The 2,439-nt window shown below is 38.3% G+C and carries 3 protein-coding genes; 2 read left to right on the forward strand and 1 reads right to left on the reverse strand.

The genetic code is table 11. The features are described from left to right. Positions 1 to 901 (forward strand): agmatinase (speB, locus tag V7659_RS29690; RefSeq protein ID WP_335543625.1); only part of this gene is annotated, 901 nt, incomplete at its 5' end. Between the two features lie 94 nt (positions 902 to 995). On the opposite strand, the gene V7659_RS29695 is transcribed toward speB, so the two are convergent. Next, positions 996 to 1,598: a cell wall hydrolase gene (locus V7659_RS29695; RefSeq protein ID WP_420491251.1), complete on the reverse strand. Its 603-nt coding sequence runs from the start codon at positions 1,596 to 1,598 to the stop codon at positions 996 to 998. 367 nt (positions 1,599 to 1,965) lie between these two features. Here V7659_RS29695 and V7659_RS29700 point away from each other — a divergent pair, with 367 nt between their 5' ends. After that, positions 1,966 to 2,412 (forward strand): Dps family protein, encoded by a 447-nt coding sequence (locus V7659_RS29700; RefSeq protein WP_335543626.1) that lies wholly within the window; start codon positions 1,966 to 1,968, stop codon positions 2,410 to 2,412. The last annotated feature ends 27 nt before the right edge of the window (positions 2,413 to 2,439 follow it).

Below are 2,439 nucleotides of genomic sequence, written 5' to 3' on the forward strand. Positions count from 1 at the left end.
ATTTTGTACAACCGGGACCTTTATGAGGTTACCCTCTCACAGGGAAAATGCTAAATTGGCCATTGTTGGTGTCCCGTTTGATACAGCAGCCTCCTTTCGAGTTGGTGCTCGGTTCGCACCTCAGGCTATTCGTCAGTCGTCAATGACTCTATTTCCATATCATCCGATTCACAAGGTTTATCCTTTTGACGAATGTAATGCCATTGACATCGGTGATATATCTGTCATTCCGCATAACATCCATCGCAGCTATGAGGTGATTGAAAAAGCAATGGTGGACTTGATGGAAAAAGGAATTATTCCAATTGGACTAGGGGGAGATCATTCTGTAACATTAGCCCACCTTCGAGCCGCAGTAAAAGTGCACGGTCCTGTTGCCTTAATTCACTTTGATTCTCATACAGATACTTGGGACACATATTATGAAGAAAAGTATTGGCATGGTTCGCCATTCATCCGAGCATACGAAGAGAATCTCCTCATTCCTGATAAGGTTTTCCAAGTAGGAATTCGAGGAACCCTGAACCATCCAGGTGATATTGACGCCAGCACGGATTTAGGCTATCACGTAATTACAACGCCTGAGCTAAAGCAACGAGGAATCGAAAATGTCTTGAATGAAATGAAAGCAAAAATTGGTGATACTCCTTGTTTCTTGAGCTTTGATATTGATTTTGTTGACCCTTCATGCGCACCAGGAACGGGAACACTAGAAGTTGGTGGTTTAAATAGTTTTGAAACGCTGCAAATCATCCGATCTCTAACTGATTTTAAATTTATTGGTTTTGACTTAGTCGAGGTCTTGCCGCCATATGATCCGACTCAGATTACCTCATTACTTGCTGCCACCATTATCCATGAATTTGCTAGTCTCGTAGCTCTAAAAATTAAACAAGGTTAATAGTTCAATATAAAAAAGCAGTGATTCCATTTTTAGGAAACCACTGCTTTTTGTTTAGAGTACAATTTTTATGAAATACTATTTAACATAGCTTTTATTTCGCGAATCGGTGGTTACCAATCGTAACCGTTACTGGACGCGAGTAAATCCATTTACTTACAGCTGTTTTTGGATTATAGAAAAATAATGATCCATTTCCCTGACCTCTGAATGCAAGTGCTTCATTCACAGCTCTTTTTGAAGCAGCATCAGCTGGTTGATTAATTGTTCCATTTTTTACAGGCGTGAAGGCATAGTACCCATTCGCCTTTTCATAAATAACACCTTTCACGCTATTAGGGAAATCAGGGCTGGATACACGGTTAAGAATAACCGTTGCAACGGCTACTTTCCCTGCATATGGCTCTCCCACTGCCTCAGCACGAACTAATCGAGCCATTAAATCTTTTTCTGCTGTCGTAACAGAAGAATTGGGGATTACTAGATTAGATCCTGCATAAAGAAGATTACTAGTTTTGTTGTTTGCTTTTTTTAGATTATTAACAGTTACACCGTACTTTACGGCAATTTTCCAATAAGTTTCACCTGTTTGTACTTTATGTGTCGTTGTTGCCGCTTCAGTTGTTCCATTTAACGTAAAAGCTGACATGGATAAAATAAGTCCGGTCGCAATTAGTAATTTTTTAAATTTATTCATAAATTATTACCTCCAATATTTATTCCTCGCTTGTCATACTAATAAGGCTAACAGTTGTTACATACTGATTCATTACCCAAAAAGTGGTAAGGACAAATAGGTTAAGATCGCGCCCAGTATGAAAGGATTTATCTACTGAATAGAATTATTTTCCATAAATAATGTATTTCCATGAGGTGGATACAAAGGAATGAAATGGTTGAATTATTACGGATTGTTTCATGCTTGTAACATAATAAAAATGGCGTAACTCCCTTTAAGACAATAATTCTTCACTAAATTGACAACAAATCCCTTAAATTCATACAGGATTTGTCCTCAATCTTTGGTAATAATATAGGTGAAGTCAAAAAGGAGGCTATTTAATATGGAAAATCAATTAGTCAGTGTACTTAACAAACAGATTGCAAACTGGTCTGTTCTGTATACGAAGTTACATAACTATCACTGGTATGTAAAAGGTGGACAATTTTTCACCTTACATGTCAAATTTGAAGAGTTTTATAATGAGGCTGGCATTCATGTCGATGAGCTGGCGGAACGCTTGCTAGCCATTGGTGGAAAACCTGCAGCCACAATGAAGGAATACCTTGAAATCTCATCAATTAAGGAAGCGTCAGGTAACGAATCTGCGGATGAAATGGTTGAATCCATTATCAACGACTTCTCAATTATTATTGGCGAATTGAAAGAAGGCATGAGCTTTGCCGATGAGAATAATGATGAAACAACAGGAGATATGCTGCTTGCGATTCATTCTGGTCTTGAGAAACATGTTTGGATGCTGACGGCTTTCTTAGGCAGATCCGTATAGAAACATACTACAGTCCAACCATTGGTT

The organism is Neobacillus drentensis (genome assembly GCF_036966985.1).
GTDB lineage: Bacteria > Bacillota > Bacilli > Bacillales > Cytobacillaceae > Neobacillus > Neobacillus drentensis_E.

Bases quoted from the DNA above. Each gene is read 5' to 3' on its own strand.
- V7659_RS29695 (WP_420491251.1), bottom strand. From the start codon at position 1,598: ATGAATAAATTTAAAAAATTACTAATTGCGACCGGACTTATTTTATCC.
- V7659_RS29700 (WP_335543626.1), top strand. From the start codon at position 1,966: ATGGAAAATCAATTAGTCAGTGTACTTAACAAACAGATTGCAAACTGG.